The sequence below is a fragment of the Streptomyces sp. NBC_00310 genome, assembly GCF_036208085.1.
In the GTDB taxonomy this organism is placed as follows: Bacteria; Actinomycetota; Actinomycetes; order Streptomycetales; family Streptomycetaceae; genus Streptomyces.
In genome coordinates this window covers 836,632-861,468 of sequence record NZ_CP130714.1, presented here as the reverse complement: position 1 = coordinate 861,468, position 24,837 = coordinate 836,632, and the positions used below count along the sequence as shown (strand labels likewise).

19 protein-coding genes and 4 pseudogenes are annotated in these 24,837 nt (G+C 69.1%); 10 read left to right on the top strand and 13 right to left on the bottom strand.

Annotated features, from left to right (window positions below):
- The first annotated feature begins 4 nt into the window (after positions 1–4).
- Positions 5–505 carry a hypothetical protein gene (locus tag OG202_RS03700; protein ID WP_327731363.1) on the top strand — a complete coding sequence of 167 codons (501 nt, stop codon included), beginning with the start codon at positions 5–7 and terminating at the stop codon, positions 503–505.
- Between the two features lie 23 nt (positions 506–528).
- Here OG202_RS03700 and istB read toward each other — a convergent pair whose 3' ends face one another.
- Together istB and istA are read right to left on the bottom strand one after the other, a co-directional pair.
- A complete protein-coding gene (istB, locus tag OG202_RS03695) occupies positions 529–1,299 on the bottom strand; it encodes an IS21-like element helper ATPase IstB (protein WP_327731364.1) in 771 nt (256 codons plus the stop codon).
- Positions 1,296–2,714 carry an IS21 family transposase gene (istA, locus tag OG202_RS03690; RefSeq protein WP_327731365.1) on the bottom strand — a complete coding sequence of 473 codons (1,419 nt, stop codon included), beginning with the start codon at positions 2,712–2,714 and terminating at the stop codon, positions 1,296–1,298. Before istA ends, istB begins: the two co-directional genes overlap by 4 nt.
- A gap of 93 nt (positions 2,715–2,807) precedes the next feature.
- On the opposite strand from istA, the gene OG202_RS03685 reads away from it, so the two are divergent.
- Genes OG202_RS03685 through OG202_RS03675 form a run of 3 tightly spaced genes read left to right on the top strand, consistent with a single transcriptional unit; the run spans position 2,808 to position 5,999 of the window.
- Positions 2,808–3,440, top strand: a complete 633-nt coding sequence (locus tag OG202_RS03685; RefSeq protein ID WP_327731366.1) for an ABC transporter permease — start codon at positions 2,808–2,810, stop codon at positions 3,438–3,440.
- A complete protein-coding gene (locus OG202_RS03680; RefSeq protein ID WP_327731367.1) occupies positions 3,430–4,590 on the top strand; it encodes an ABC transporter ATP-binding protein in 1,161 nt (386 codons plus the stop codon). The genes OG202_RS03685 and OG202_RS03680 overlap by 11 nt, the downstream gene beginning before the upstream one ends.
- Positions 4,587–5,999, top strand: coding sequence for an amidase family protein (locus tag OG202_RS03675; RefSeq protein ID WP_327731368.1), 1,413 nt, complete (start codon positions 4,587–4,589; stop codon positions 5,997–5,999). The genes OG202_RS03680 and OG202_RS03675 overlap by 4 nt, the downstream gene beginning before the upstream one ends.
- 655 nt (positions 6,000–6,654) lie before the next feature.
- On the opposite strand, the gene OG202_RS03665 is transcribed toward OG202_RS03675, so the two are convergent.
- The 10 genes and pseudogenes from OG202_RS03665 to OG202_RS03620 all read right to left on the bottom strand — a co-directional run.
- Positions 6,655–7,650, bottom strand: coding sequence for an aldo/keto reductase (locus tag OG202_RS03665; RefSeq protein ID WP_327731369.1), 996 nt, complete (start codon positions 7,648–7,650; stop codon positions 6,655–6,657).
- 248 nt (positions 7,651–7,898) lie between these two features.
- Positions 7,899–8,930, bottom strand: a complete 1,032-nt coding sequence (locus tag OG202_RS03660) for an alpha/beta fold hydrolase (RefSeq protein WP_327731370.1) — start codon at positions 8,928–8,930, stop codon at positions 7,899–7,901.
- 29 nt (positions 8,931–8,959) lie between these two features.
- A pseudogene (locus tag OG202_RS03655) lies at positions 8,960–9,602 on the bottom strand (SDR family oxidoreductase).
- Positions 9,603–10,260: 658 nt separating this feature from the next.
- Positions 10,261–11,264 (bottom strand): annotated as a pseudogene (locus tag OG202_RS03650) (IS5 family transposase).
- Positions 11,265–11,526: 262 nt separating this feature from the next.
- Positions 11,527–12,333: a CocE/NonD family hydrolase gene (locus tag OG202_RS03645; protein WP_327731371.1), complete on the bottom strand. Its 807-nt coding sequence runs from the start codon at positions 12,331–12,333 to the stop codon at positions 11,527–11,529.
- Positions 12,257–13,032 (bottom strand): annotated as a pseudogene (locus tag OG202_RS03640) (CocE/NonD family hydrolase). Before OG202_RS03640 ends, OG202_RS03645 begins: the two are co-directional and overlap by 77 nt.
- Positions 13,033–13,193: 161 nt before the next feature.
- Positions 13,194–14,009, bottom strand: coding sequence for an oxidoreductase (locus OG202_RS03635; RefSeq protein ID WP_328222281.1), 816 nt, complete (start codon positions 14,007–14,009; stop codon positions 13,194–13,196).
- Positions 14,010–14,222: 213 nt separating this feature from the next.
- On the bottom strand, positions 14,223–14,741 hold the full coding sequence (locus OG202_RS03630; protein ID WP_327731372.1) for an aldo/keto reductase: 519 nt from the start codon (positions 14,739–14,741) through the stop codon (positions 14,223–14,225).
- 74 nt (positions 14,742–14,815) lie between these two features.
- A complete protein-coding gene (locus OG202_RS03625) occupies positions 14,816–15,001 on the bottom strand; it encodes an aldo/keto reductase (protein WP_327731373.1) in 186 nt (61 codons plus the stop codon).
- Between the two features lie 162 nt (positions 15,002–15,163).
- A pseudogene (locus tag OG202_RS03620) lies at positions 15,164–15,967 on the bottom strand (zinc-binding dehydrogenase); the annotation flags it as partial.
- Positions 15,968–16,533: 566 nt separating this feature from the next.
- On the opposite strand from OG202_RS03620, the gene OG202_RS03615 reads away from it, so the two are divergent.
- A complete protein-coding gene (locus OG202_RS03615; protein ID WP_327731374.1) occupies positions 16,534–18,051 on the top strand; it encodes an FGGY-family carbohydrate kinase in 1,518 nt (505 codons plus the stop codon).
- 76 nt (positions 18,052–18,127) lie between these two features.
- On the opposite strand, the gene OG202_RS03610 is transcribed toward OG202_RS03615, so the two are convergent.
- The gene (locus OG202_RS03610; protein ID WP_327731375.1) at positions 18,128–19,114 is read right to left on the bottom strand and encodes a carbohydrate kinase family protein; all 987 of its coding nucleotides are present in this window, start codon (positions 19,112–19,114) and stop codon (positions 18,128–18,130) included.
- Positions 19,115–19,381: 267 nt separating this feature from the next.
- On the opposite strand from OG202_RS03610, the gene OG202_RS03605 reads away from it, so the two are divergent.
- From OG202_RS03605 to OG202_RS03585, 5 genes are all read left to right on the top strand, one after another.
- The gene (locus OG202_RS03605) at positions 19,382–20,734 is read left to right on the top strand and encodes an ABC transporter substrate-binding protein (protein ID WP_327731376.1); all 1,353 of its coding nucleotides are present in this window, start codon (positions 19,382–19,384) and stop codon (positions 20,732–20,734) included.
- A gap of 78 nt (positions 20,735–20,812) precedes the next feature.
- Positions 20,813–21,775 (top strand): carbohydrate ABC transporter permease, encoded by a 963-nt coding sequence (locus OG202_RS03600; RefSeq protein ID WP_328222279.1) that lies wholly within the window; start codon positions 20,813–20,815, stop codon positions 21,773–21,775.
- Positions 21,772–22,656 (top strand): carbohydrate ABC transporter permease, encoded by an 885-nt coding sequence (locus OG202_RS03595; RefSeq protein WP_327731378.1) that lies wholly within the window; start codon positions 21,772–21,774, stop codon positions 22,654–22,656. The genes OG202_RS03600 and OG202_RS03595 overlap by 4 nt, the downstream gene beginning before the upstream one ends.
- Positions 22,653–23,660: a zinc-dependent alcohol dehydrogenase family protein gene (locus OG202_RS03590; RefSeq protein WP_327731379.1), complete on the top strand. Its 1,008-nt coding sequence runs from the start codon at positions 22,653–22,655 to the stop codon at positions 23,658–23,660. Before OG202_RS03595 ends, OG202_RS03590 begins: the two co-directional genes overlap by 4 nt.
- A gap of 27 nt (positions 23,661–23,687) precedes the next feature.
- The gene (locus OG202_RS03585) at positions 23,688–24,722 is read left to right on the top strand and encodes a zinc-dependent alcohol dehydrogenase (RefSeq protein ID WP_327731380.1); all 1,035 of its coding nucleotides are present in this window, start codon (positions 23,688–23,690) and stop codon (positions 24,720–24,722) included.
- The last annotated feature ends 115 nt before the right edge of the window (positions 24,723–24,837 follow it).

Below are 24,837 nucleotides of genomic sequence, written 5' to 3'. Positions count from 1 at the left end.
ACCGATGATCGGGTTCATGGTCATGGCCCGCGGCTCCCTCGATGCTGTCCCTCTGCCGACGCTTTTTCCGCGGCTCTCGGCTACTGAGATGGAATCCCTGCGATGTTCAGCTCTGGTCGTCGATGCTGCAAGGGTCAGAGAAGCCGAGCCGACGTGGCTGTGGGAACCAAGCCATTCCGTGTTCCCCGGTGCTGGGCCGGGGGCCGCAGTGATCCTTCTCGCGGAGATCACCGAGCAGGCCGAGCGGGGCGATCAGCTGGAGTTCCTGCTGGATGTGGCCTGGACGGACCAGGCTGAGCTGTCGGTCAGCGCGGCAGTGAATGTGGCCTGTTGGTGCGACACCGACCACGCGACCCATGATGTCGATGCACTCCGCCTGATCATCAACGGCGACACATCGCTGGGCCAGGCATTCCGAGTCGGCGTTGACCGGCTGGTGGGCTGGCTGGCAGATCCTCGTGATGCGGATTACTGGCGTTTGCGGGCCGGTCTCCCCGCCCGCTAGGACAGGGGCCTGCGGTTCCTCGGTCAGGCGACGTTGGTGTCGCGCTCGATGGCCTTGAGGCGGTTCTTGAGCCGGTAGCTGGGGCCGTTGATCGCGACGACGTCGCAGTGGTGCAGGAGCCGGTCGAGGATCGCGGTGGCGAGGACCTCGTCACCGAACACCTGTCCCCATTCGCTGAAGGTCTTGTTCGAGGTCAGGATGATCGAGCCCTTCTCGTAACGCTTCGAGATGACCTGGAAGACCAGGTTCGCCTCGGCACGTTCGAGGGGCTGGTAGCCGACCTCGTCGACCACGAGAACGCCGGGCCGCAGGTAGGAGCCGAGTTTGCTGGTCAGCCGACCCGCTGCCTCGGCAGCCTTCAGGTTGCGGACCATGTCGTCGAGGGTGGTGAAGTAGACCGAGAACCCGGCCCGGCAGGCCGCGACCGCCAGGGCGACCGCGATGTGTGTCTTGCCGACCCCGGGCGGACCCAGCAGGGCCGCGTTGGCCTTGGCCTCGATGAACGAGAGAGTGGCCATGTCCTTGATCTTGCGCGGGTCGAGGTCGGGTTGGAACGAGAAGTCGTAGTCGTCCAGCGTCTTGTGGTGCGGCAGCTTCGAGAACAGCAGAGACCGGCGGAAGCGGCGGTCGTCGCGGACCGCGAGTTCCTCGGACAGCACCAGGTCGAGGAAGTCGAGATAGCCGAGCTTGCCCTCCTCGGCCCGGCGGGCCAACTGGTCCAGCCCATCGGCGAGATGGGGCAGGCCGAGTTTGGTGGCCGTGGTGCGGATGCGGTTGCCGGTCAGCTCGCTCAAGACGATTCCTTGCTCTGAGGACGGGAGTTGAAGGGCCGGGTGCCGGTGAGCTCGTCATAGACCGACAGCGGCCGGCGGCCGACCTCGATCCGGGTGGCCGCGGCCCTGTTGAGCAGGGCCTGGAGCGGTCCGGTGCCCTGCCCGTCGGTGGCGTGCTGCCGCGGCGGGGAGAAGGACACCTCGGTCGTGGTCCGCCGGTTGTTCCCCTCGGGCAGCCCACTCCAGTGGCTCTCGTCGACGACGCGGACACCACGGCCGACAGCCCTTGCATGGACGGCCAGCAAACTGTCACCGCCGACGGCCGCAGTGGCCGAGTGCAGGCTGATCTGCGACTTGGTGGCCCGGATCTCCACCAGCTGGCGGGGGCGGACCTTGCGTGCCGGGACGGAGTAGAGGTTGCCGTCGAAGGCGACGAGGCAGTCCTTGCCGACATGCCGCAGCTGCCGTTCGGCCACCAGATAAGGGGTGGGCGGCAGCGGCTTGAGGGCCGCGTGGTCGCGGGCGGCCCGATGTCCGATGACCTCGTGGTGGGTTGTATGGGTGCGGGCGCGTCGCTGCGGCACCCAGGCCATGAACGCGGCGTCCATCTCCTCGGTGGAGGAGAAGGCCCGTCCGGCGAGCACGTGGTCGCGGACGATCAGGACCTGGCGCTCGACCCGGCCCTTGCCGGTGGGCCGGTAGGCGGCCAGCACGTCGATGTCGAAGTCGTAATGGCCGGCGAAACCCACCGCCTCCGGATGCAGCGGGACCGCCTCACCTGGCGCGACATGCCGACGGACGACGGTCTTGGTCCGGTCGTAGACGATCGACATCGGCACCCCGCCGTAGTGGGCGAACGCACGACGGTGGCAGTCGAAGAAGGTCTGCAGATCCTGGCTGGTGGTGAAGCAGCAGAACGGGTCGCGGGAGTACGACAGGGTCATGTGGAACGAATAGACCTTGGGGATGCCCAGGTGGGCGAGGACCTTGCCTTCGTCGCCCCAGTCGACCTGGGCCTGGGCCCCGGGCACGACCTCGAAGCGGCGGTGCATGCCCGCCAACTCCCGCGGCGCGATGCCCAGTTCCTCGGCGACTCGTGGGCGGGCTTCCTGCAGATAGAGCTTGACGCGCTGGTAGTTGATGGTGGAGCCGTAGTCCTTCACCAGGCGCTCGTGCACCACCGCACCCTTGATGAGGATCTCCGCCTTGAGCATCGCGTCGATCAGCGGCGCGACCTCGTCCACCGCCTTCTTGCGTGGCCGGCCGTTCGACGTCCTCCTCGGCGGTGCGGCCGGGGCTTGCCCGGACAGGTATTTGCGGACCGTCTTCCTGTTCAGGCCCGTCTCCTTGGCGACCTCCGTCAGAGTCACCGCACCGGACTCGAACAGGGCACGGAAGCGCCGGAGTTCCAACCAGCGTTGCGGGTCCAAGACCATCGTCAGCTGCCCTCCGCCGCCCCTTACCAACCAGCAGCAGAGTGCCGAGCAGCAGGACTCACCGCATCAACAAGCGGCCCTTTTCACTCGTACGTGACTGGCCGCGTTCACACGTACGGCGACAACTCGCTGCAGATCGCCTTCGTGGTCATGGTTGTCTCCACAGTGCTGGGCACAGCCGCCGCCCTGGGGCTGAGCCGCTCGCGGTTCCGGGGCAACTCCACGATCCAGTCGGTGCTGCTGCTGCCAACGGTGGTGCCGGTGCTCATCGGGGGAATCGGCATGTACTCGCTGTTTCTGCGATGGCACCTGACCGGCACTCCGCTGGGCTTCGTCCTCGCGCACACCGTGCTGTCACTGCCCTTCGTCTTCATCTCGGTCACGGCCGCACTCCAGACGTTCGACCGGAGCCTGGAACAGGCCGCGGCGTCCTGCGGCGCCGGCCCGCTGGCGGCCTTTTTCCAGGTGACGCTGCGGATGATCATGCCGGGCATGCTGACGGGCGCGCTGCTCGCCTTTCTCGGATCGTTCAACGAGACGATCGTCTCCATCTTCCTCGTGTCCCCGACCCTGCGGACCCTGCCCGTGGAGATGTACACCAGCGCGGCCAAGGAATCCGACCCCACCATCGCCGCCGCCTCGACCCTGACGACCGCCCTGACGGCAGTGCTGTTCCTAGCGGCTCTCACCGTCCGAGCCAGGAGGAGCAAGACCCATGAAGCCTGAGAAGCCCGCCGGAGCCGGTGCCTCACTCGAACTGCGCGGCCTGCGCAAGCGGTTCGGCGACCAGGACGTCGTGAAGGCGGTGGATCTGCGCATCGAGCCCGGGGAGTTCGTCACCCTGCTGGGACCCAGCGGCTCCGGCAAGACCACCACGCTCAACATGAACGCGGGCTTCGAGCAGCCGAGCAGCGGGCAGATCCTCGCCGACGGAAACCCGATCGGGGCCCTGCCCACGCACCGCCGGAACATCGGCATGGTCTTCCAGAACTACGCACTGTTCCCCCACATGACGGCGGCGCAGAACATCGCCTTCCCGCTGCGGCAGCGCAAGGTGTCCAAGGCCGAAACGGAGGAAAGGGTTCGCGAAGCGCTGGCCCTGGTCCATCTGGAGAAATTCGGTGACCGCTACCCCAAACAGCTCTCGGGCGGCCAGCAGCAGCGCGTCGCGCTCGCCCGCGCCGTGGTGTTCAACCCACGCATCCTGCTCATGGACGAACCGCTGGGCGCTCTGGACAAGAAGCTGCGCGACGTGCTCCAGACCGAGATCCGGCGTATCCACCGCGAGCTGGGTGTCACGGTGGTCTTCGTCACCCATGACCAGGAGGAGGCGCTCACACTCTCCGACCGGATCGCCGTCTTCAACGACGGCCGCATCGAGCAGGTCGCTGCGGCGGAGGACCTGTACGAACGCCCCGCAACCCGCTTCGTCGCGGACTTCCTCGGCGATTCCAACATCTTCACAGGGCTGGCCGACGTCGCCGACGGCATCGTGACCATCGCCGTCGGCGGCGCCGGGGTGCGGATCCCGCTCGGTGCTTCCGGCCCGGGCGCCACCGGCTGCGTCCTGGTACGCCCCGAACGCTGTCGGGTCACGGCGTCAGCCATCGCCAGCGTGGGTACGACGGACAACCGCCTCGCCGGTACCGTGCGCGACGTCGTCTACCTCGGCTCCGTCCGCCGGATCGACGTCGACATCCCCGAGCACGGTCCGATGAGCGTGCGCGAGCCCGCGGTCGGCGGCCAGGACGTACGTCCCGGCGACGCCGTCACCGTCCATTGGCCGCTGGAAGCGGGAGTCCTCCTTCCGGGCCTGCCCTCCGGTGCTCCGGCGAGGCAGGAAGAGGCAGCTGCCGAGGCCGAGGTGACCGCGTGAACACGTCGGCGGTGCCCCTGCACGAGTTGTCGGCGGTGGAGCTGACGGGGCTGGTCCGCAGACGTGAAGTGTCCGCGAGCGAGGTCATGCGGGCCTTCCTGGACCGTGTCGAGGCATGCAATCCGCTGGTCAACGCCATCGTGTCGGCGGCACCGGGACAGGCGCTGGCCGGTGCGGCAGACGTGGACCGCAGACTTGCCCGAGGCGAGGACCCCGGGGTGCTCTGCGGGCTCCCCATCGCCATCAAGGACCTCGAGGATGCCGCCGGGATCCCCACGTCTCACGGTTCCCCGATCCACGCCGGTCATGTGCCGGCCCATGACTCACCCATGGTCGCGAGCGTCAAGCGGGCCGGGGCGGTGGTCATCGGCAAGACGAACGTGCCGGAGTTCGCGGTCGGCTCGCACACCTTCAACGAGGTGTTCGGCGTGACCCGTAATCCGTATGACCTTTCGCGGTCGGCCGGAGGCAGCAGTGGAGGGGCCGCCGCGGCGGTGGCCGCCGGAATGCTGCCCTTCGCCGACGGCTCGGACACCGGCGGCAGCCTGCGCAACCCGGCTTCGTTCTGCAACCTGGTCGCGCTGCGCCCGTCGCTCGCCCCGCCCGCGGTGCTCGATGGCTGCGACCGGCCCAGTGAGCAGGGCGTTCTCGGGCCCATCGCCCGCTCGGTCGCAGACCTTCGACTGCTGCTGCGGGCCGTGCCGGTTCCGTACGAACGTGTGCCGCGGGTGACGAACATCGACGACGACGCACCCTGGGACCTGCGCGGGCTCCGGGTGGCCTGGAGTGACGATTGGGGAGGGCTGCCCGTCGATCCGGCGGTTCGGGCGGTACTCGACCGGTGCCGGCAGACGCTGATCGACCTCGGCTGCAGGGTCGAGGAGCAGGCCCCCGGCCTCGGCGAGGCCGACGAGGTCTTCGAGACCCTGCGGGCGGACTCCTTCGCCACCGAATTCGGGCCGCTGGTGGACAGTCACTCCCCTCTCCTCAAGGAGACGATCAGGCAGAACGCCGAGCAGGGGCGACACCAGACCGCCGAGCAGGTCAGCCGGGCCAGGAAGCTGCGGGCAGAGCTCTTCGGCCGCACACGGGAACTGCTGACTCGCTATGACGTGCTCGCCGGACCGACGGTCCTGGTTCCGCCCTTTCCCGTCGAGTGGGAGTGGCCGACCGCGATCGACGGGCGTCCGATGGCGGACTATCTGGAGTGGATGCGGGCCTGCACGCGCATCACGGCCACCCTGCATCCGGCACTCTCCGTCCCCGGCGGCTTCACCCCGGAAGGCCTGCCGGTCGGGCTGCAACTGGTGGGGCGGTACCGGGGGGAGGCCCCGCTCCTCGGCTTCGCCGAGGCGTTCGAGACCGCCACCGGGTACGGGAACCGTCGTCCCGCGCTGCCGACGGCCTGACGGACGTGACCGTGAACGCGATGTGTCCCGCCCCCGCCGACCCGGTGCCCACCGACGGAACGCTCCTCGCCGCAGGGCGACGCCGGTGACGAAGTCTGCTTCGGGGCTGCACAGCCACGGGACGGCCTGGGCGATTTCCTCGGCGGTGCCGAGCCGGTTGATGGGCTGGTTGGTCTCGGCCTCGGCGCGGTCGAGTTCTCCCTTGGCAATCAGGCCGCCGGCGAAGCAGAGGGGGCCTGCGATGTCCTGGGCTACGAGTGGTCCGGTCTTGGTGGCGCCGGTGGGGTGGTGTGCGCTGACGCGCAGGGGCCAGGAGTCGGGCTGGAACACGGTGCGTGTGGCGACCTGGGCGCCGGCGTGGATGATCGCCCGCGTGCGCCCCTGCCGATTCGGGTGTGGTAGTCGGTGCTGACGGAAGCCAGCTGCGCGACGTCCTCGCGCCACATCCCGGGCACCCGGCGTGGGCCGTTGGTGGGCAGTCCAGCCTGTTCGGGGGTGATCCTGGCAGGTTGGCCGACGAAGAAGTCCCGGATGTCGGCCCGGTTGGCGGCATCGCGGTCGGGGCGCGATCCACGCCGTGGGCGGATTGCCGCCCGGAGGGGCTTGGCGAGCGACGACAGAGCGGCCTGGGACGGCCGGTCAGGCCGGGGCTGGTTCACCAGGCATACGCCTGCGGGGCTTCTCCCGGCCCCGGCCAGATGCGGTCGAGGCGTTCCATGACCTCGTCGTCGAGTTGCACGGACAGCGCGCCGAGGTTGGACCGCAGTTGCTCGCTCGTCGCCGCTCCGGTGACCGTGGTGGAGACGGCAGGGTTACGCAACACCCAGGCCAACGCCACGTGTTCTGGCCTGGCACCCAGTTCCCGGCACAGTTCTTCATACACTTCGAGCTGGTCGCGGTGCCCGTCGATGCGCTGAAGCATCGACGCGTCCTGGACGTGTGCCTCGGCGGCGGACTCGAGTGCGCCCGTGAGCAGACCGGCGTGCAGCGGGCTGTAGGGGACCAGGCCGATGCCGAGGTGGCGCAGCGCGGGGACGAGCTCCATTTCCACGGCTCGTACGGCGAGGTTGTACAGGCTCTGTTCCGAGGTCAGGCCCAGGAAGTGCCGTGCCGTGGCGGCCGACTGGGCGAGGACCACGTCCCAGCCGGCGAAGTTGCTGCTGCCGACGTAGCTGACCTTGCCCTCGCGTACCAGCTGCTCCATCGCCTGCCAGATTTCCTCCCAGGGCGTGGCCCGGTCGATGTGGTGCATCTGGTAGAGGTCGATGTGATCCGTCTGTAGTCGCCTCAGGCTCGCCTCGCACGCGCGCCGGATGTGGTAAGCGGACAGCCGGCGGTCGTTGGGACCCAGTCCCATCGGCTGGTACACCTTCGTTGCCAGGACGATGTCGTCACGGCGCCCGCTGCGCTTCAGCCACCGGCCGATCGTCTCCTCGGAGACGCCGTACCCTTTCTCCATGTCCGCCGATTGCGGGCCGCCGTAGACGTCGGCGGTGTCGAAGAAGTTAACACCCGCCTCGATGGCGGTGTCCATGACCGCGAAACTGGTCGGTTCGTCCACGATGTAACCGAAGTCTATCGTCCCAAGGCCGATTCGACTGACCACCAGACCAGAGCGGACCAGGTGGCCGTATCTCATCTCATCACTCATCTGCTTACTATCCTTGCACACGTGCGGTGGGTGTCGGCGACCGTTTTGGGCTGCTTGAGGTACGAGGAGCGCCTTGCACGGCGTACGGAGGTCCGCTCGACGCACTTCCTGAACGCAGGCCAGGGTCTCAATCAGGACTCCCGGGCGGCGGAGGATCTTTCCAGTCGCCCAGCTCGATGACCGCCTGCGCGTGCGCTGTGGGCTCTGCTGTGTCCGGACGGTGCCGGCCAGGCGGATTCGGCGGAGGGTCATCGGGGTGCGGGGCCGTCGATGTGGGCGAGGAAGTCGAGGAGTGCGGCGTTGACCTCGGCGGGACGTTCCTGCTGTGTCCAGTGCCCGCAGCCCGGCAGCACCACCAGGTCGTGCAGTTGAGGCGCGATAGCGGTCAGCGGGTTGTCCGACCCGCCCTCGCCACGGATCATTTCGCCCAGGGAAGGCCCGTCCGGGCCGCGCATTGCGGTGACCATATCGCGGTCTCCCACCACGTACAGCGCGGGGACGTCGATCCCGCGTCCTCGGAACGGTGTGAGCAGTTCGTTATTGCGTTCGATGTTCCGGTACCAGTTGAAGGCTCCAGTGAACGCCCGCTCGCCGTGCAGGGCGAAGTCCTCGGCGAACACCTGAATGTCTTCCTCCGTCAGCCAGTCCGGGAGAGCCGGCGCCTCCGGCATGGTGTCCAGGAAGCCCAGACCCTCGGGTATGACCATCAGGCGGGGTTCGCTGCCGAGCGGGTTGTCGCCCGAGACACCGACCATGAAGCGGCGCAAGGAGTCCGGGATGTCCTTGGCGAACTCCGCGTCGGCGACTCCCGGTTGCTGGAAGTACACCTGGTAGAAGCCCTCGCCGTACTGGGCACGAGTGATCGAGGGCGGGACCAACCCGCCGGGCAGGATGGGCGGAACGCTGAGCCCGGCCACCGCGCGGACCTTGTCCGGGCGCAGCATCGCCGCGGTCCAGGCGATGGGTGCGCCCCAGTCGTGGCCGACGACGACCGCCTGCTCCTCCCCGAGTTCCTCGATCAGGGCGATCACGTCGCCGACGAGGTGGAGCAGGGTGTACGACGCGACGTCCGGCGGCTGCTCGCTGCGGGCGTAGCCGCGCTGGTCGGGGGCGACGACCCGGTATCCGGCCGCCGCCAGCGCCCCGAACTGGTGACGCCAGGAGTACCAGGTCTCCGGCCAGCCGTGCAGCAGCAGGACCAGCGGCCCCTGCCCCTGCTCGGCGATGTGCAGCCTGACCCCGTTCACGTCGACGAAGCGGTGGGTGAGCGGACTTTCCACGAGGAGCTCCTTGCGTGCGTGAGTGCGTGCTACTTCTTCAGCTGGGCGTACATGGCGTCCAGGTCGGCGGACAGCTGGGACTTGACCCAGCGGGTGGTGTCGTCGGCCAGCACCTCGTGCGCCCCTGTCTCGATGCCGTCGAGTGCGGCCACGGCGATGTCGCGGGGATCGGCCTTGGGCGCGTCGACGCCTGAGGTCATGTCGGTGTCGACGTAGGTCATGTGGAGCCCGGTCACCGCGATGCCGCGCGGCTGCAGCTCCAGGCGCAGGGAGTTGGTCTGCGACCACAGGGCGGCCTTGGAGGCGCCGTAGGGCGTGTCGTCGGCCAGCCGGGACAGGACGGAGTGGGCGTTGAGGATGCGGCCGCCGCCGTTGCGCTCGATGATCGGCACGAAGGCCCGGGTGACCAGCAGCGGCCCGTAGAAGTTGGTCTCCTGGTCCCGGCGCACGCCCTCCATCGGGGAGTTGAGGTACGAAGCGCGGACGGATGAACCGGCGTTGTTGATCAGGATAGTGACGTCCTGGGCCTGCTCGGCGGCCGCCGCCACGGACGCCGGGTCAGTGGCTTCGAGCGCCAGCGGAACGGCATCGGGGTGGGTCACCGTGCGTGGGTCACGGGCCGTGGCGTAGACCTTGCCGGCCCCGCGCGCGTAGGAGATCCTCGACCAGCATCTTGCCGATGCCGCGGCTGCCTCCGGTGACGCAGACGTTGGCACCCTTGATGCTGTCACTCTTACCTCTAGGGAGATGAAAACCGATCGGTTTTCGCCACTGTAAACCGATCGGGTTCGTCATGCAAGAGCAGACTTTGCGGGGAGGCGGCCGCGCATCCGACGGTGCGGTCCGTACTCACCCTGCGCAGGGCCGGTGAGGTCACCTGTCCGCCGCCAGCGATCGACCTGGCCGGCAGCCGCAGAAGGAGTGAGGGCCTTAACAAGGCAGAGTCCGGCGGAGGACTGATGAAGCGGCGCGCCGTCCGGCTCGGCGTCGCCGCGGTCGGCGATCAGGCCGGCCGATTGCCGACGGCGCAAGCACCGATTCCCTGGATTTTCACCGACGGCCGGGAGAAGGGAGGGAAATCAGGCGCGACGGCTGCGACGTCCCATGCAGCGACGCGGACTCGGGACGCGAAGCCGCCGCCGTAGGAATCGGTTCAACGGTTGGTCCGTTATCACAGGAGGTGATCAATGAGGTGGCAGTGCGCTTCGTGGAGCTCCAAGCCGTCGAGGCCCGGCGCCCGGGCGGCCGCGACTGCCCAGGCGAAAGTGCTGATCACGTCGTCGACGTCAGCAACGTTGAGAGCCCCACTAGGGAGCGTATTTAGTTGTGATCAAGGGGTGGCTCGTGTGAGGTCCTTGAGCCAGATCATCGAGGCGCGCAGGTGGAGGCCGGCGAGGTAGCTGTCCGGGGTCTTGTCGTAGCGGGTGGCGATGCCTCGCCATGCCTTCATCCTGTTGATCGCGCGTTCGATGGTGTTCCGTTCCTTGTAGAGCTCGGTGTCGTGGCTGACGGGCCTGCCACCCCTGCTTCCCTTCTTCTTCCGGTTGGCGGTCTGGTCCTTCTTCTCCGGGATCACCGCCTTGATGCCGCGTTTACGCAGGTAGGCGCGGTTACCGCGGGACGAGTAAGCCTTGTCTCCGGCAACCGCGTCGGGCCGGGTGCGGGGACGGCCGGCAGGCCCGCGCACCCGCACCTTCTTCAGGACAGGGATGAACTGCGGGCTGTCCGCCGCCTGGCCCGCGGTCAGGAGGAGGGCCAGGGGGCGGCACTTCCGATCGGCGGCGAGGTGGACCTTGCTGGTCTGCCCGCCCCTGGAACGTCCCAGGAGGGCGGCCTTCAGCCGGAGTTTCCGTCGGTGCCGGATGCGTCGCCGCTCCTCCCGCCCGGCATCGATCTCGGCGTCCTGCCCGTCTTGTTCTTCGAAGCTGCCCCTTTTGATCTGGCCTTCTCTGCCTCGGTGGCTGCCTTCTCCAGGGCGGTGAGGACGTCCTCGCCCAGGTGCATCCCGGCAGCGTCGTGGTGAGCGCGCGCAGTGGTGGAGTCGATGCTGACCAGGGACAGATCCACCTCACCCCGTTTCGCGGCTTCCGCGATCAGGCCCTCCAGCAGGGCCTCGAAGACGCAGGCGTCACGCCACTGCCGGAAGCGGTTGTGGACGGTCGACCAGGCGCCGAACTCCTGCGGCATCTCCCGCCACTGTCCGCCCGTCTTGAACCGCCAGATCACACCCTCGAACTGCTGCCGCAGCCGCTCGGGGTACGGGCCGTACTCGCCGATCGGCAGATACGGCCCGATGAACTCCCACTCGGCATCCGTCAGTTGCACTCGCGTCATGCAAGAAGGTCTATCGGTCCATGCCCTGCCGCGAGGGCGAATCCCGCAGATTGATCACGACTCAATACGCTCCCTAGGGCGAGCCGTCGAGGCCCGGTCCGTCAGGGAGGGCTGGCGTGCCGCGCCTGTGCGGACCGGGCGACGCACGCTGATGACGTCAGCCGCGTGGCCCGTGTGGATCTCCGGTGTTTCCTATTGGGCCTGGATCACGGGCAGGACAATTTGGGAGGGTCGGGCGGGGGCGTGGAAGACCTGCTGCGGGTCACTCGGGCCGTGGTAGCGGTCTCTTCGGGTTCGCCCGTGTTGAGGTGCGGTCCCAGCGGGGGAAGTTGCTGGAGGTGACCTGGACCCGTATCCGGTGACCCGCCTTGAAGACGATGCTGGTCGACCACAGGTCCACGACGTGCTCGGCCGCCTCGCCCACGATGCCGCCAGTCACATTGAGCGAGACGCCGTTCTCGTCGACGTCGCACAAGCGGGCCACCCAGTCGGTCGAGGGTCCGTCCGTGGCAGCGAAGAGCACCGCCCGGACCCGGCCGGTCACCTCGACGTCATCGGCGAGTGGTTCGCCGATGAAGACCAGGACGTCCTCGCGCGCCTCCATGGCCGCCTGGTCGAGGGGGCCGGGACGGAACTCGTCGGTGTTCAGGAGCCCGTCGCCCATGAGGAGCGCGCCGCCGGTGGTGGGCACCGGGTTCATGGGGTTATAGGTGAACTGATCGGCCTGCTCGGCGGCGGGTGGGGGCTCGGGGGTCAGGCGTCCGTCGGCACGCAGGTGGAAGTCAGTGTCCACGGCCCGCGACAGAGGCCTTTCCGTTTCCTCGTGCCACTGGTTGACGCCCATGACGAACAGCAGCACCTTGCCCGTGTCCGGCTCCGGAGCCTCGCCACTGCCTTCGCCGAGGAGGCGCTGGAACCAGTCGAACTGCATGTCGTGCGCGCGTCCCTGCATGCCCATGAAGTCGGAGTTCGCTCCGAACCCGAAGTTGACGTCACCGACGACGTGCCGCCAGGTGGTGTGGCTCCACGAGCCCATCACCAGCGTGGCGGACCGGCCGGCCTGGCGCATGGCGGTGAAGTTGTCGAGCGTGCCCTGGCCGAAGATGTCGAATCAGCCGCCGACCTGGAAGGTGGGCAGCTCGACCTCGCCGTGCCGGCCTGCGACCCGGCAGGAAGCCGCCCACTCGGGCTCGCGCCGGGAACGCTCGTAGCCCAGCTCGGGCAGGTCGTGCCGGGCGAACGAGGGAAACCGCCCCGGCGGGCAGCTCCCCGTAACCGCCGCTCGCCAGGCCGTCGAAATCCTGCACGAGCCCGGTGATGCCGCTCACCAGCCCGTCCAGATCGGTGGCGTGTAGGCGCATCAGGGTGTCGGCGCCCTGCAGGAGCGACCAGGGGACGCTGAGGCCAAGCTCGATCGCACCGCCGCGCGTCCACAATCCGTCGTCCGGGTCGGACGAGGCGATCATCGGTGCGATGGCCTTCAGCCCCGGCGGCTTCGACAGCGCCGCCAACCACTGGGTGTTGCCGAAGTAACTGCCCCCGATCATGCCGGCGGAGCCGTTCGAGCCCGGCATGGCGGCGGCCCCCCGTACGGTGTCGTATCCGTCGCTCTCCTCATACGTGAACGGCTCCCGCTCCCCTTCGAGGCGAACCGGCCGCGCGTGTCCTGGAGGACCACCAGGAAGCCGCGCCTGGCCGCCGCCAGAGGATCGAGCATGGCGCCCATCATGGGCGTCTGCTTGCCGTACGGCAGTCGGCTCAGCAGCATCGGCCACGGTCCCGTACCACCGGGCCGGTGGCCGGTAGAGATCCGCGCGCAGCACCGTGCTGTCACGCATTTCCGCCGGAACGTCGAACTCGATCTGGATCTCCGCCATACGCCGCTCCATTGCGCCTTCTTCTTGCTGTGTGTTTGGGTGCGGGCAGGCGTCAGCCGAACAGCTGGTTCATCTTGCGGATCTGCTTGTCGAAGACCTGGGCGGGAGCGAGGCGGCGCAGGATGCGTGCGCGTCCGGCCAGGGGGCCGGCGGCGTAGCGCAGTTTCGGCTTCGCGTCGGTCGCGGCCGCGACGACCGCCCGGGCGACCACGGCGGGGTCGTCGCCGCCCCTGATCGCCTCCGTCATCACGCGGTCGACGGTGAGCCGCTGCTTCGCGTAGGCGTGCAGAGGGGTGTCGGGCTTCGCGCTGTTGGCCTCGAACCCGGTCCTGGTGTAGGCGGGTTGGACGATGAGCGCCCGGATGCCGTGGTCGCGGACCTCGTGGTCCAGGGACTCGGTGTAGCCCTCGATGGCGTGCTTGGAGGCGGCGTAGGCGGCCATGTAGGGCTGAGGCATGAATCCGAGTACGGACGAGATGTTGATGATGCGCCCGTGTCGCTGAGCGCGCATGTGCGGCAGGACCTCGTTCACCATGCGCATGACCCCGAAGACATTGGTGTCGAAGACGCCTTGGGCCTGCTCGACGGAGGTCTCCTCGGCCGCACCCATCGAGCCGACGCCGGCGTTGTTGACCAGGACGTCGATCCGCCCGAACCGTTCGCACACCTCCTGGACCGCGGCGGTGACCGAGGCGTCACTGGACACGTCGAGACCGAGGAACGTCACGCCGTCGAGCGGGGTGATGCGTGAGGTGTCGCGGCCTGTGTCGGCCACGTCGAAACCCGCTGCGACCAGTGCAAGCGCGGTCTCCCTGCCGATGCCGGATGACGCACCCGTCACGAGTGCCACTGGCCGGTTCGTCGTCATCATGAAATCCTGACTGGTTCGAAACTGATCGGTTTCTCTTCACCGTAAACTGGTCGGTTTCCATGCGCAAGCTCAAGCGTCAACACGATCCGGGCCACGTCGCCGGTGTGAGCCGTACGGCATGCAAGCCCAAGCGGCGGCTGTGCCGGATCAGCGCCCCATCGTCCGGTGTCGCAGCGGGGGTTGGGTGTTGTCGACCGAGGCGGTCCGGGATCACGTGGCCTCCGCGAATCCCGCAACCGGATCCTCGCTGTCTCGCCATCCCTTCACCAATGCCCGCAGCGCCCGCTCGAAGCAGTCGGCGACCGCGAGCCCCGGCGGCTCGTTCCCCGACAGCACCAGGGACACCAGACCGTGGGCCGCTCCCCAGACCGACAGTGCGATGACCTCGGGTTCGGACGCGGAACCGAACTGCCCAGCCCGCTGCCCGGTCGCCAGCGGGAACCACGGAATGAACGCGATGCCCTCCCGCTCGCAGTGCTCGAGCACCGCCTCGGACTTGCGCTCGTCGAGGTTGAAGAGGTTCTGCACCGACACGATCGGGACGTACTGCTGCGTCTCCACCAGTTCCTCGACCGTCACCTCCGACAGGCCGACGTGCCGGATCTTGCCCTCTTCCCGCAACTGCGCGAGCACGCCGACCTGTTCGGCCAGCGGCACCCTCGGGTCGATCCGGTGCAACTGGTAGAGGTCGATGCGGTCCAGCTTCAGACGCTGAAGGCTCCCGTCCACGCACTGCCGCAGGTACTCGGGGCGGCCCTCCGGTACTCACTGGTCGGGCCCCGGGCGGGTCAGCGCGCCCTTCGTCACATCAACAGGTCGTCGGCGTACAGGTGGAGTGCCTCGGAGATCAGGTTCTCGTTGACGTACGGCCCGTACGCGTCGGCGGTGTCGATGAGTGTGACGCCGAGCTCGACAGCACGGCGCAGCACTAGGATCGCCTCGTCGCGGTCGGCGGGCTCACCCCACACGCCCGGGCCGGTGAGCTGCATGGCGCCGTAGGCCGAGGCCTGCGCACCGGCAGGTCACCGCCGACGGAGAAGGTGCCGCTCGCCGCTGCTGGGTGGGTGGGTGGTCGGGTCGCTCATGGTGTCCTCGATCCTTGTTCGTTCGCGTTGAAGTGTGTCCGAGTCCTGGGACCGGTATCTCTCACGTCAGGGTTTCAGCAGGACCTTGATGGCGCGGCGCTCGTCCATCGCCTTGTAGGCGTCGGCGGCCTGCTCCAGCGGGAGGGTGAGGTCGAAGACCTTGCCCGGGTCGATCTGCCGGTTCCAGATCAGGTCGATCGGCTCGGGCAGGTACTGGCGGACGGGGGCGGGGCCGCCGTGCAGGTGTGCGTGGGAGAAGAACAGCTCCTGGCCGTCGAGGGTGACGTCGTGGGAGACGCCGACGTAGCCGACGTGTCCGCCGGGGCGGGTGGAGCGGATCGCCTGGAGCATCGATTCCTGGGTGCCGACCGCCTCGACGACGGAGTGTGCGCCGTAGCCGCCGGTCAGTTCCTTGATCTTCTCGACGCCGACGTCGCCGCGCTCGGTGACGATGTCGGTGGCGCCGAAGTCCAGGGCGAGTTTCTGGCGGGAGGCGTGCCGGCTCATGGCGATGACCCGTTCCGCGCCGAGTTGCCTGGCGGCCAGTACGCCGAGCAGACCGACCGCGCCGTCGCCGACCACGGCGACCATCCTGCCCGGCCCCGCCTGGGCGGCCACGGCCGCGAACCAGCCGGTGCCGAGCACGTCGGACGCGGTCAGCAGGCTCGGCACCAGGTCCTCGTCGGGCATGCCCGGGGTGCCCACCAGCGTGCCGTCGGCAAGCGGGACGCGCAGCCGCTGCGCCTGGGCGCCCATCTCGTTCATCCACTCGCGCTGGACGCAGGCGGTCTGGTAGCCGGCGCGGCAGTTCTCGCAGGTGTTGTCCGAGGTGGAGAAACCGCCGACGACGAACTGGCCGGGCTTGACGGTGGGAGCTTCGTCCTTCGCGCCAGACGTGTCTGGGCTGGGCCTGTTGCAGATCCGAAGCGATCACCGTCAACACGGTCGCGCCCTACGTGACTGACGGCCCTGATGGACAAACCGGCCAGGCTCATCCACCTCAGCAGCTCCATGCACCGAACCGGCTCCACCAACCTGCCACCGCTGGCAGCCGGCACCGCTTCCCAAAGCGACGGCCCAACTGCGGGTCGCCACCCTGGCGTCCGCATGCGCGTCCGTCGGACAGATGACACTCAGGGCGCGCCGACCGGCTACGTGGGACGATCGGCTCGGTGGATGGTGGCTTCGGCACGCGAGGAGACCGCAGTGTGCGTTCCAGTCATTGGTGATCGACGTATCTCTGCCGGGTACCTCGACACCGAGGCAACGGTGTGCGGCCCGTGCCTCGGGACGGGGCGAGGCGTTGACTGATCGGAACCCGAAAGTTCCGGCGCGACGACGACACTGCGTTCGGCGCGGTTCGTCGCCGAACGCAGCGTCGGCTGGCCGGTGCGCCGCCGGTGGTCCATGCCCGCGGCCCGGGGCGGGTGTGAGCGGTGGCACGTGAACTGCTGCTCGGTGTCGACGCGGGACACACCGTGACCAAGGCCGTGCTGTTCGACGCCACCGGCCGAGCGGTGGCGCGGGGCAGCGGCACACTGCCGCTGAAGACCCCTCGGCCTCACTGGGTCGAGCGGGACATGGACGAGGTGTGGCGGACGGCGTTCCAGGCCATTGCCGCTTGTCTCGCCGAGGCGGGACCGGACGCGGGGCGGGCCGTCGCCGCGGTGGGACTGGCCGGGCACGGCGACGGCCTGTACGCCGTCGATGGGCGGGGTCGGCCGGTACGGGCCGGGATCGTGGCGATGGACACGCGTGCCGAACCGGTGCTGGAGGAGTGGCGTGGCACTCCGGTCTGGTCGCGCGCCCTGGAGTTGTCGGGCACGGTGCCGTTCTCGGGTTCCCCGGCCGCCCTGCTGGCCTGGCTCGTCCGCCATGAGCCGGGAGTGCTTCGGCAGGCCCGTTGGCTGTTGTCCTGCAAGGACTGGCTGCGCCTGAGGCTGACGGGAGCGGTGGCCACCGATCCCACGGACGCCAGTGCCTCGTTCACCGACATGCGGCGGGGCGGCTACTCGCCGGAGCTCCTCGACCTGTACGGCCTCGGCGCTCTCGCTGGCCTGCTGCCGCCCGTGCTGCCCTGCGACGCGGTGAGCGGAACCGTCACCCGTGAGGCCGCGGTGCTCACCGGGCTCACCGCCGGCACGCCCGTGGTCACGGGCGCCCATGACGTCGATGCCGCCGCGCTCGGGATCGGCGGCACGACGCCGGGCGAACTGTGCCTGATCGCAGGGTCGTTCAGCATCAATCAGGTGGTCAGCGAGCGCCCGGTCGTCGATCCGCGCTGGCAGGTCCGTCACTTCGTCCGCCCGGGCCAGTGGATGACCATGTCCACCTCACCCGCTTCGGTGGCGAACCTGGAGTGGTTCCTGCGGGTCACGGGCGCGCCGACCGATGAGCGCTACGGCGTCCACGAGGCGATCGGCCGAGAGGTCGAGGCATGCCTGGACGGTCCGTCGGAGGTGTTGTTCCACCCGTTCGTCTACGGTTCCCCGCACCCGCACCCCGCGTCCGGGACGTTCCTCGGCCTGCGCGGCTGGCACGGCCGCGGCCACCTGCTGCGGGCCCTGATGGAAGGCGTGGTCCTCAATCACCGCTGGCACGTCGACGTGCTCTGCTCGAAGCTGCCGGTCACCGGGGCGGCCGCCCGGCTGACCGGTGGCGCCGCACACAGTGCGGTATGGAGCCAGATGTTCGCCGACGCCCTGCGGCGGCCGGTCGTGGTGAGCGACGTGCCGGAGAGCGCCGCCCGGGGAGCTGCCCTGCTCGCGGCCACCGCCGTCGGACTGCTTGACGACGTGACCGACCCGCGCGCCACCGCCGCCGTACGCAGACGCCACGAACCCCGCCCCGACCGGGTCGCCGTACTCGACGAGGCGTATGCGGTGTACCGGGAGGCGTTGGAGGCTCTCGGACCGGTCTGGGCTCGCCTGGACGCGCCCAAGGCCAACGAGTGAGGACGCAGCGAGTGTCATGCACAAGGAATCGCCTCACGGACCATGAGAGATCCCGGCAAGGCTCGGACAGCGGACCCTACGCCGGGGCCGGCTCACCGTCGCGGCGATACGGTGGCTGGGCGCCCGCGCGGGTGCAGGTGTCGGCCGCGATCTCCACGGCGTAGGACAGCAGTCGGGCGAGGTCGCCGACGCCGAGAGCGTCGACGCCTTCGCGGTCGAGTCGGCCGGTGTCGTGCAGGTGGGCGAGTACCCCGGCGGTGAAGGCGTCGCCCGCTCCGACCGTGTCGACGACCTCGACCGTCGGCGCGGGCACATGCACGCCAGCATCGCGGCCGGCGGCCCAGGCTCCTCGGGGGCCGAACGTGATCAGGACGAGCCCGGCCCCGGACGCGAGCCAGCGCTCGGCCACCGCCTCGTACGACTCGCCGGGGTAGAGCCAGGCCAGGTCCTCGTCACTCGCTTTCACCACGTCGGAGAGAGCCACCCACTCGGCGAAGCGTCGGAGATAGGCGGCGCGGTCGGTGACCAGGCCCGGCCGCACGTTCGGGTCGAGGGACACCAGCCGCCGGCCCGCCTCGCGGCGCAGCAGCCCGTCGAGGGTCGAGGCCAGGGGTTCAAGGAGCAGCCCAAGCGAGCCGAGGTGCAGTGCCGCGCCGGGGGGCAGTGCGCCGCCGCCGGGAAGGGCGGCGAGGTGCTCGGGGCGCAGACCGCGGTCGGCGGCGCCGTTCGCGTGGAAGGAGTAGGCGGCCGATCCGTCCTCGCGCAGGTGCACGGCGGCGAGGGTGGTGGGGTCGGCCGTGGGCAGCACATGGGTCAGGCGGGTGCCGGATGCCGCGAGGTGCGTGCGCAGCAGATCGCCGAAGTGGTCGTCGGAGATGCGGGCGAGCAGCGCCGTGGGGACTCGGAGTCGGCCGAGACCGGCGGCGACGTTGAGGCAGGAGCCGCCCGGGCGCGGCTGGAGCGCGGCGGCGCCGTCGGCCGCGCGGGTGGGGGTGAGGTCCACCAGTGCGTCTCCGGCGACGACGACGGCAGGCTGGTCTGCGGGTTCCGGTCTGGTGCTCATGTGGGTTCCTCGGGGACGGCGGCGGCAAGGTCGAGGGCTGGGGCTGGGCTGTTTGGTGGAGTTCCGTAGCCCCAGAGACCGCTTGACGATAAGTCTGAAGAGATTTTCTCGCAAGATGTGTTAACAACGGCGCAGTCTCCTGCTAATAATTCGGCCATCGAAACGCGCCCGACTCCCCAGTGACGCACCCCCACCCCACCCCTCCGCCCTCCCCGCCGAGCCTCAGTCGAGGTCCCGACGAACCCGCACGAGAGGTCCCCCGTCTACATGCGATCGAACAGATACGCCCTCATCGCCGGCGCCGCCGCCACCGCCCTCCTCGCCACCGCCTGTTCCGGAGCCGGAGCCGGCGGGTCCTCGGGCGGGGGCAAGAGCATCAACGTCCTCATGGTCGGCAACCCGCAGATGGAGGACATCGCGAAGCTCACCAAGGACAACTTCACCAAGGACACCGGGATCAAGGTCAACTTCACGATCCTTCCCGAGAACGAGCTGCGCGACAAAGTCACCCAGGACATCGCCACCCAGGCCGGCCAGTACGACGTCGCCACCATCGGCGCCTACGAGGTGCCCATCTGGGAGAAGAACGGCTGGCTGCACGATCTCGGCTCCTACGCCGACAAGGACAAGGGCTTCGACAAGGCCGACCTGCTCAAGCCGATGGTGCAGTCGCTCACCGGCTCGGACGGCAAGCTCTACGCCCTGCCGTTCTACGGCGAGTCCTCGATGCTCATGTACAACAAGGACGTCATGAAGGCGAAGGGCATCACGGTGCCCGAACGGCCGACCTGGCAGCAGATCGCCGACATCGCGGCCGAGGTCGACGGCGCGGAGCCCGGCATGAAGGGCATCTGCCTGCGCGGTCTGGCCGGCTGGGGCGAGCTCGGCGCGCCGCTGACGTCCATGGTCAACACCTTCGGCGGCACCTGGTTCACCAAGGACTGGAAGGCCCAGGTCAACAGCGGTGGATTCAAGAAGGCCACCGAGTTCTACGTCAAGCTGGTCCGCGAGCACGGCGAGTCCGGTGCCCCGCAGGCCGGGTTCACCGAGTGCTTGAACGCGCTGAGCCAGAAGAAGGTCGCGATGTGGTACGACGCGACCAGCGCCGCCGGATCGCTTGAGGACCCCGCCTCCAGCAAGATCGCCGGCAGCGTCGGCTACGCGTACGCCCCGACCGTCGAGACGGACAGCAGCGGCTGGCTGTGGGCCTGGTCGTGGGCCATGCCCAAGACCACGAAGAACGCCGACGCCGCCTCGCAATTCATGCTGTGGGCCTCCAGCAAGAAGTACGAGAACCTCGTCGGCGAGAAGCTCGGCTGGGCGCGTGTCCCGGCCGGCAAGCGGGCCAGCACGTACGAGATCCCGCAGTACAAGAAGGCCGCCGCCTCGTTCGGCGACATCACCCTGAAGTCCATCGAGGGTGCGGACCCGGCGAACCCGGGCGTCCAGCCCCGGCCGACCGTGGGCATCCAGTACGTGGCCATCCCCGAGTTCCAGGACCTCGGCACCAAGGTCACCCAGGAGATCTCCGCCGCCATCGCCGGCAAGACCAGCGTGGACAAGGCCCTCGACGACGGCCAGAAGCTCGCCGAGGACGTCGCCAAGACCTACCAGAAGTGACCTTCAGCGCCCGGCCGGCCCGTCGCCGGCCGGGCGCCGCTTCCCCGACCCCGGCCGTCACCGGCGGAGGAACCATCCATGACCACGCTCACCGCACCCCCCAAGCAGGCACCCCCACCCGTCCGTACCCGCAAGCCCTCGGGCACGGCAGCCAAATGGAAGCGCCGCGTCCCGCTGCTGCCCGCGCTGGTCTTCACCATCGTCGTCACGCAGCTGCCCTTCGTGGCCACGCTCGTCATCTCCACCTTCCAATGGAACATCCTCAAGCCGGGCGAGAGGCACTTCGTCGGCCTGTCCAACTTCACGTTCGTCTTCACCGACGAGCGACTGCGCACCGCCGTACTCAACACCATCGTCCTCACCGCGTCGGTGGTGCTCATCAGCGTGCTCCTCGGCCTCGGGCTGGCGATGCTCCTCGACCGCCGCTTCGTGGGCCGAGGGCTGGCGCGCACCCTGCTCATCGCCCCGTTCCTGGTCATGCCGGTCGCGGCGGCGCTGCTGTGGAAGCACGCCGTCTACAACCCCGACTACGGCCTGCTCAACGGCACCCTCAACGCCGTATACCGGTTCTTCGGAGCGGACAACGGCCCCACGGTCGACTGGGTGTCCTCCTACCCGATGCCGGCGGTCGTGGTGTCGCTGGTGTGGCAGTGGACGCCGTTCATGATGCTGATCCTCCTGGCGGGCCTGCAGGCGCAGCCCGGTGACGTCCTGGAGGCGGCCCGCATGGACGGCGCCTCCGCGCTGCAGACCTTCCGCCACATCACGCTGCCGCACCTGCGCCAGTACATCGAGCTGGGCGTCCTGCTCGGCACGATCTACGTCGTGCAGACCTTCGACGCGGTCTTCACCATCACCCAGGGCGGCCCCGGCTCGCAGACCACCAACCTGCCCTACGAGATCTACCTGACCATGTTCCGCAAGTACGAGTACGGCGAGGCGGCCGCCGCCGGTGTCGTCGTGGTGCTCGGCGCGTTCGTGATCGCGACCTTCGCGCTGCGCACCATCGCGTCGCTGTTCCGCGAGGAGGTATCCCGATGAGCCACACAGCAGTCGCCACCCCCGGCAGGTTCACCAAGCTCCTGCGCCGCCGACGCGACGACCAAGGTGGTGCGCCCCGGCTCTCCCCTCTGTGGACGTTCGTCGCGTGGCTGGCCACGCTGGCGTTCTTCGCTCCGGTGGCGTGGATGGTCCTCACCTCCTTCCACCAGGAGGCGGACGCGGCGACCAACCCGCCGACCCCCCTCGCCGCCCTCACCCTCGACCAGTACGAACTCCTCTTCAGCCGGGACATCACCCCCTTCCTCCTCAACTCGGCCATGGCCAGCGTCATCTCGACGCTGCTGGTGCTCGCCCTGGCGGTGCCGGCGGCCTACGCGCTGTCCATCAAGCCGGTCGAGAAGTGGACCGACGTGATGTTCTTCTTCCTGTCCACCAAGTTCCTCCCCGCCATCGCCGCCCTGCTTCCCGTGTACCTGATCGTCAAGGACGCCGGAATGCTCGACAACGTGTGGACACTCGTCATCCTCTACACCGCCATGAACCTGCCGATCGCGGTGTGGATGATGCGCTCGTTCCTCGCCGAGGTCCCCAAGGAGATCCTGGAGGCCGCCGAGGTCGACGGCGCGGGCCTGCCCACCGTGCTGCTGCGGGTCGTCGCACCGGTCGCCATGCCCGGACTCGCCGCCACCTCGCTGATCTGCTTCATCTTCAGCTGGAACGAGTTCATGTTCGCCGTCAACCTCACCGCCACCCAGGCGTCCACCGCGCCGGTGTTCCTGGTCGGCTTCATCACCAACGAGGGCCTGTTCCTGGCCCGGCTGTGCGCGGCGGCCACCCTGGTGTCGCTGCCGGTCCTCATCGCCGGTTTCGCCGCCCAGGACAAGCTGGTCCGCGGCCTGTCCCTGGGAGCGGTGAAGTGAGAGCGGCCGTCATCACCGAGCCCGGCAGCGTCGAGCTCGCCACCGTCGAGGACCCCGCTCCCGGCCCGCGCGAGGTCGTCGTCGAGGTCGCGGCCACCGGGCTGTACGGCACCGATTTGCACATCCTCCAGGGGGAGTTCGCACCGAAGCTGCCCATCATCCCCGGCCACGAGTTCGCCGGGGAGATCGTGGCCCTCGGCAGAGAGGTCACCGAACTCGCGCTCGGCGACCAGGTCGCCGTGGACCCGTCGCTGTACTGCTTCGAGTGCCACTACTGCCGCCTCGGTCACAACAACCTCTGCGAACGCTGGGCTGCCATCGGCGTCACCCACCCGGGCGCCGCCGCCGAGTACGCCGTGGCGCCCGCCGCCAACTGCGTACGCCTGCCCGACCACATAGACGCCCACGACGCGGCCCTGATCGAGCCGCTGTCCTGCGCGGTGCGCGGCTACGACGTCCTGCGCAGCAGCCTCGCCTCCCGCGTGCTCGTCTACGGCGCCGGAACCATGGGCCTGATGATGCTCCAGCTCGCCAAGGCCACCGGCGCCGCGAGCGTCGACGTCGTCGACATCAACGCCGAACGCCTGGCGACGGCATGGCAATTGGGCTGCTCCGCCGGTGCCGCGTCCGCCGACGAGCTCGACCGGCCACCCTACGGATGGGATCTGGTCGTCGACGCCATCGGCAACGCGGAAGCCATCCAGGACGCCCTCGGCCGGGTGGGTAAAGGGGGCACGTACCTGCAGTTCGGGGTCGCCGACTACGTCGCCCGGGCCACCATCGAGCCGTACAGGATCTACAACCAGGAGATCACGATCACCGGTTCCATGGCCGTGCTGCCCAGCTTCGAACGCGCTGCGGACCTCTTCGCCACCGGTGTCATCAACCCACGCGTCTTCATCAGTGACCGCCTGCCCCTGGAGGCGTTCCCGGACGCCATCGCCCGCTTCCGGGCGGGCATCGGCCGCAAGATCCAGATCCAGCCCGGCCTCGCCACCGCGTGAACGCCCGAACCGAACGGAACCCCCCCCATGACCGAGCAGATCCGCCGTGTTCTCGTCCGTTCTCTCGACGACATCACTCTCGAGGAGGTGCCCACCCCCGTTCCCGATGACGGCGAACTCCTCATACGCACCACGGTCGTCGGCGTATGCGGCTCCGACACCCATGCGGCGGCCGGCCACCACCCCTTCATCGACCTTCCCTACCGCCCCGGCCACGAGGCGGTGGGCATCGTCGCCACGGCCGGGAAGGGAGCCGAGGACTTCGCGCCCGGCGACCGGGTGATCATCGAGCCCAACCTGTATTGCGGCCGGTGCCCGCAGTGCCGCTCCGGCCGCTACAACATCTGCCAGGAGCTGAAGGTCTTCGGCTGCCAGACGCCCGGCGCCATGGCCGACCTGTTCGCCATCCCGGCAGACCGCGTCCACCGCGTTCCGGACGGCATGACCGACATCGAGGCCGCCCTCGTCGAGCCCCTGGCCACCCCGGTGCACGCCGTGGCGAAGGCGGGTGACCTCACCGGACGGACGGTCGTCGTACTCGGCGCGGGGCCCATCGGTCTGCTCGTCCTCGCTGCCGCCAGGCACGCGGGCGCCGCGAGGATCGCCGTCACCGACCTGCTGCCGGGCAAGCGGGACCGCGCTCTGCGTCTCGGAGCCGACGCGGCTCTGCCCGCCGACGCCACCGACCTCGCCGACCAGGCCCACGTGGCGCTCGGCGGACCGGCCGACGTGGTCTTCGACTGCGTGGCGCGCGAACAGTCCATCGCCCAGGCCACCGACCTGGTCACCAAGGGCGGCACGATCATCGTCGTCGGCGTCGGCGCCGCCGGCACCACCCCGGTCCGCCTCGACCTGATCCAGGACCGCGAAATCCGCGTCGAGGGCACCCTCATGTACACCGGCGACGACTACCGCACCGCGATGTCCCTGATCTCGTCCGGCGCCATCGACACGGCCGAGATCGTCACCGCCACCTACCCGCTGGAGGACGCCGCCAAGGCGTTCGCCGCATCCGTCGACCCCGAGCAGGTCAAGGTACTGGTCACGGTGGACGGACCGTAGCCCACGGCCACGCAGGCAGGGACACAGCCATGGACGCGGATACGCGCGTCGTACGCAGCCGCCGCACGAGCGGCCCGAGGCCCGCGAGCAGGACGGGCCCCGACCCGCACCGGCC

Bases quoted from the DNA above. Each gene is read 5' to 3' on its own strand.
- OG202_RS03700 (WP_327731363.1), top strand. From the start codon at position 5: ATGATCGGGTTCATGGTCATGGCCCGCGGCTCCCTCGATGCTGTCCCT.
- istA (WP_327731365.1), bottom strand. From the start codon at position 2,714: ATGGTCTTGGACCCGCAACGCTGGTTGGAACTCCGGCGCTTCCGTGCC.
- OG202_RS03680 (WP_327731367.1), top strand. From the start codon at position 3,430: ATGAAGCCTGAGAAGCCCGCCGGAGCCGGTGCCTCACTCGAACTGCGC.
- OG202_RS03665 (WP_327731369.1), bottom strand. From the start codon at position 7,650: ATGAGTGATGAGATGAGATACGGCCACCTGGTCCGCTCTGGTCTGGTG.
- OG202_RS03645 (WP_327731371.1), bottom strand. From the start codon at position 12,333: ATGCGCCAGGCCGGCCGGTCCGCCACGCTGGTGATGGGCTCGTGGAGC.
- OG202_RS03635 (WP_328222281.1), bottom strand. From the start codon at position 14,009: ATGACGACGAACCGGCCAGTGGCACTCGTGACGGGTGCGTCATCCGGC.
- OG202_RS03625 (WP_327731373.1), bottom strand. From the start codon at position 15,001: ATGCAGCTCACCGGCCCGGGCGTGTGGGGTGAGCCCGCCGACCGCGAC.
- OG202_RS03610 (WP_327731375.1), bottom strand. From the start codon at position 19,114: ATGAGCACCAGACCGGAACCCGCAGACCAGCCTGCCGTCGTCGTCGCC.
- OG202_RS03605 (WP_327731376.1), top strand. From the start codon at position 19,382: ATGCGATCGAACAGATACGCCCTCATCGCCGGCGCCGCCGCCACCGCC.
- OG202_RS03600 (WP_328222279.1), top strand. From the start codon at position 20,813: ATGACCACGCTCACCGCACCCCCCAAGCAGGCACCCCCACCCGTCCGT.
- OG202_RS03595 (WP_327731378.1), top strand. From the start codon at position 21,772: ATGAGCCACACAGCAGTCGCCACCCCCGGCAGGTTCACCAAGCTCCTG.
- OG202_RS03585 (WP_327731380.1), top strand. From the start codon at position 23,688: ATGACCGAGCAGATCCGCCGTGTTCTCGTCCGTTCTCTCGACGACATC.